This window comes from bacterium (genome assembly GCA_030654305.1).
Lineage (GTDB): Bacteria > Krumholzibacteriota > Krumholzibacteriia > LZORAL124-64-63 > LZORAL124-64-63 > PNOJ01.
In genome coordinates this window covers 1-4,617 of sequence record JAURXS010000086.1, presented here as the reverse complement: position 1 = coordinate 4,617, position 4,617 = coordinate 1, and the positions used below count along the sequence as shown (strand labels likewise).

The 4,617-nt window shown below is 72.2% G+C and carries 3 protein-coding genes; all 3 read right to left on the bottom strand.

Annotation, left to right across the window (positions count from 1 at the left end; genetic code table 11):
- Positions 1–2,836: hypothetical protein (locus Q7W29_02340; GenBank protein MDO9170650.1), on the bottom strand; the 2,836-nt coding region annotated here is incomplete at its 3' end.
- A 126-nt stretch (positions 2,837–2,962) separates the two neighbouring features.
- Entirely contained in the window at positions 2,963–3,247 is a 285-nt protein-coding gene (locus Q7W29_02335; protein MDO9170649.1) for a hypothetical protein, read from the bottom strand.
- Positions 3,248–3,376: 129 nt separating this feature from the next.
- A partial coding sequence (locus Q7W29_02330) for a hypothetical protein (protein ID MDO9170648.1) occupies positions 3,377–4,617 on the bottom strand: 1,241 nt, incomplete at its 5' end.

The following is a 4,617-nucleotide window of genomic DNA, read 5'->3' as shown; positions in this document are numbered from 1 at the left end:
TCAGCGGGCTCGCCACGAACGCCGCCGACCCGCGCCTCACCGTCACCTGCGGCGCCGCGAAGCCCGGCTCTCCGGCGTACAGCGTGTACCGGTCCGAGGTTTCGGGCGTCGCCCCGTCGTGAGTCCGGTTCAACGCCGCGTGCCCGTCCATCAGCAGCCGCCGCGGGTCCGGGCTCAACCCCGACCGCACGTACAGCGGCCCCGCCACCGACTCCTGCACCGAAGTCTCCAGCGCCACCGCCCCGCCGGCCAGCGTGTGCGTCATCTGCACCAGCCCGTCCGGTGATGTCGCCACCAGGCTCCCGCCGGCCGGCGTCAGCGTGAACACCTGGTCCGCGTACCCGCCGTTCATGACCTTGTAGCCGCTGCAACGCGAAGCCCGCCCGTCGGCGTACTCCTCCTCGCCCGGCGCGCTCGGGTTGGTCAACGGGTTGCCGATCAACACCACGGCGTCGTCGCGGAACTGGTTGAACTGCACGCCCAGCAGGCACCGTCCCCCGCGCGCCTGCCACAGGGTCCACGCGCGCCCGTTGCGCAGCACGACCTCCAGTTCGCCGTCCAGGTCGGCGTCCACGCGGTAGCACCGCGTCGCCGCCCCCGAGGCCAGCAGCCCGTCGCGCAGCGAGTCGCCCCAGGCCGTGGCCAGCGACAGCGCCACCGCGTCGCGCGCGTGGTTGTGCAGCCGCAAGGCCCAGCCGCTCAGCCCGTCCCAGCTCCCGTCGGGGTACAGCCAGTCCCCGAACCCGTCGCTGTCGGCATAGTCGGTGGCGTCCTCCTCGTGCCAGGCCGTCTCGTAGATCATCGCCGAGTACGAAGCCTCGGCCAGCAGCTTCAGTTCGCCTTCCGGCATCGCCGCGATCGCCTGCCAGGTTTCGTGCAGCAGCGTGCCGGGGGTGTTCAGGTCGCCGAAGATCTTCTGCGACGGCAGCCCCGGCCCGTCGGCCCACGGCCCCACGCCCCGCGCGCGGTAGTCGCCCTGCTCGCCCGAGATCACCGGCACCAGGTCGTAGAAGCTCTGCTCGTTGCCGGTCACGCCGCCCGCGCTGTCGTAGTACCAGTTGTGGTAGCTGTCCTCGCAGGCGTGCTGCAGCCAGTGGTAGGTGGTGATGTCCAGGTCCGACCGCTGGCCGTGGTCGATGACCCACGACGCCGGCGCCTGCTGCGCGCGGGCGGTCATGTCGGCCAGCGTGACCAGCTCGACCCAGGGGTGGTTGGCCAGCCAGCGCACGGTCTGCTGGTACAGGTTGGGGTTGTCGTTCGGGACCATCTGGCCCGAGACCGCGGCGAAGCTCTTGCCGGCCAGCGCCTCCCAGTCGTCGAAGACCAGCACCAGCTGCGGGTCGCCCGACAGGGCCTTCTCCAGCAGGCTGGCGCGCGCGTCCAGGTGCAGGCCGCCGTCCTGGATCCAGAACTTGGTCGCGTCCTCGCGGTGGTTGATCATCCAGCACAGCACGCCGTTGATCCGGTGGGCCTTGTGCCGGTACGCGGCGTCGGGCCACAGCGACTCGGAAGGGTAGAACCACCGGTGCAGGTGCGCGGCGGCGTCCAGGTAGGTCGCGTCGTAGCCGGCGTCCAGGATGTCCGCGAAGGTGAACCCGTCCAGGGGCGACAGGCCGGTCGGCAGCGAGCGGATCACGCGCTCGGGCACGTGCATCACCTTCAGCGACGACGGGGCCAGGCCGAACATCCGCGCGTGCAGGCTGTCGGCCGCCGCGAAGCTGGCCGCGTTGGCCGCGCCCTCGAAGTACGGCAGGATGTGCTCGGCGAACACGCCGCCGATCAGGGCGCCGGGGCGGTCCTGCTGGTCGGCGTCGGCGAAGCGGCCGATCTCCGCCAGCAGCGACGGCCCGTCGCTCGGATCCGCGGCGCCGCCCGGCGCCGGCGACCACTGCAGGCCCGACAGCAGCGTGCCGCTGGCGTGGACGTTCAGGGGCACCCCGAAGATGCGGTGGGTGTCCAGCGTGCGCACGAAACCCGTGCCGCCGCTGATGCCCGTGCTGCCGGGCGGGTCGTAGACGTGGACGCGCAGTTCGGACGCCCGGTTCAGCGACTGGTTGCCGTGCGCCACCGACGCGTACTGGACGCGCCCGGCCGTCGCGTCGGACATGATCGCGCCGTTGAGCACGCCGTCGCCGCAGCCGCGATCGTCGTCGACGATGGCGTCGGCCAGGTCGCTCGAGGCGCCGCCGCCCGCGCACGACCCCTCGGCGAAATCCTTGGCCGTGGCGACCTGGAAGGCGACCGCCGACGTGCCGTTCCAGCCGGCCGCCGTCAGCAGGGAGCGCGGCACCTTCAGTTCCACCGCGTCGAGGTCCGCCCGCCACGAGCTGCCCCCGAACCAGGAGTTCCAGCCCGTGCCGTAGCCGCTGTCGTAGACGTTGTACGTTGTCCCGGCCACATCTCCGGCGGCGTACAGGGCCAGGCAGATCTCCCACGGGTGGTCCGTGCGCACGTCCAGGTAATCCGGCAGCCACTCCGCGCCGCCGAGCGCACAGTCGACGGCCACGTACAGGTTGAGGTTCCCGGTCCAGCCGTTGCGCAGGTCGAAGAAGTCGACGCGCAGGTACACCTGGTCCCCCTCGAACCGCGAACAGAAAGCCACCAGGTCGCGCGAGGTGTCGTGCCCGTCGCTCCACGCCGCGACGTCGCCGTGCTCGTCGAGCGCCCGCAGGTCGGCGTGGGTCCAGTCCTGCAGGTCCTGGAACCAGGTCGTGCCGGCGAGGTCGGTGCCCAGGGACGGTCCCGGTCCGATCGTGATCGCGGCGGCGGCGGGGGCGATGCCCAGCGCGGCGACGGCGACGGCCGTGAGGGCGATGGCGACGGTGTTGCGGGGCATGGACCGCTCCGTGGGTGACGGTGGAGGACGGGACGTCGCCCACGATCATAGCACAGGCGCGCCGGACGGATGGCGGATCGACGAGTCGCGGCTGCCCCTAGACTAGGAGCAGGAACATCCGGGCGTTCAGCCGTAGCCGAGCCAGTAGTGCTGGTAGGGGAGCAGGCATTTCTGGAGGTAGGCGGTCGCCGTCGCGCGGTCGTCGAAGGCCCTGATGTCCTGGCTGCCGAGATCGTAGGACTCGACCACGGCCCAGAGCTCGCCGATGCGGATCAACCGCAGCAGCCCGCCCGCGCCGGTCACGTGGGATTCCTCGACGTGGACCGTGTCGAGCAGCGGCTCCCACTCGGCCGTCCCGAGATGGACGCTGAGGCCCTTGGCCAGTCTGGTTTTCAGTGTTCTGATCGTCATTGCCGGCCCGGATCGCGGTTCGAGACGCCCACCTGTGAAGTTATTGTCTGATTCGGTTAATTCCACAACAATCTTAACGCCGGGCGGCGCCGGTACAGACAATTATTTTCGATTCAAGGTGTTGCGGGACTATTCCACGTAGTCGTAGGCGGCGGCGCCCCCCTGCCAGCGCATCGAGAGTCCTGCGAATCCCAGGGCGGACAGGTCCTGGTCCTTCCACCACAGGTCCGCGCGGACCGGGTCGACGACGATCTCCATCGTGCCGGGGATCGCGCGCAGCCCGAGCCGGCCTCGACGCCAGGGGACGCCGGGATGGACCGACACGGTCCAGCGGCCGGGCGCGTCCAGCGGCACGGTCAGGCTCGTTCCCGGCGCGGGTTCGACCCGCAGCGAATCGGGCCGGCTTTCGCCCCGCGGCTTGTAGATCAGTTCCACCTGATCGCCGAACACCGGTGACGCCCCCACCGCGCGCGCCACCGGCACGACCACGGGCCGCGCCCAGGCCGACGGCATCAGCTGCGTCTCGATGACCGGACGCAGCGTCACCACCGCAACGGTCGCGGTGCCGGCGACCAGCCCGCCCAGCAGCAGGCGACGCGACCGCGAGCGCAGCTGCGCGCGGTGGGTCCAGCCCACGCCGGCGGCCGGCAGCAGCAAGGCCAGCAGCGGCAGGTTCAGCCGGGAGAAGGCGACCGTCAGCAGCGGCCCGACCGCGCCGGCGAAGGTCAGCAGCAGCAGGGCGCGGCGGTGACGCAGGCGGCCGGGGATCAGCAGGCCCCGCAGCGCGAGGCCCGCCAGGCAGAGGTAGGCCGCGAAGGTGAGCGTCCAGATCACCGCGACCAGGGGCAGCGGCTGCGGCCGCACCACCGCGTGCACGAGGTGGCGCACCGTGAACGCGTCCCCCGACCAGAGCAGGCCCGCGCGCTCGACGACGCGGCGCAGCGCGGCGGCGGGGTCGCGGGAGATCTGGTCCAGCGCGTAGGCCTGCATCGCCGCCTCCGGCGTCAGCCCGCGCGGCGCGGCGAAGTCCGCGACCTCGCGGCGCAGGCGCGCGTGCGTCTCGGGGCCGAGCCACGTGGCCCCCTCGCCGTCGGCGATCAGCGGATTGTTGCCCAGCGCCAGGTTGAAGCCGGTGCCGGTGGCCAGCAGGACCGGGCGTCCCTCCTGCCGCCACAACGTCAGCTCCCAGGGCAGCACCGTCAGCGCCGCGACCAGGACCATGACGCCGGTCGCGCGCCGGCGGCCGGGCCAGCAGCGGCGGGGCCCCAGGAAGGCGAGCGGCAGCAGCAGCAGGTACGGCAGGCCGGCCGGCCGCGTCAACGCCAGCAGGCCCAGGGCCAGGCCGGCGGTGGCGGCGCGGCGCAGCTGCG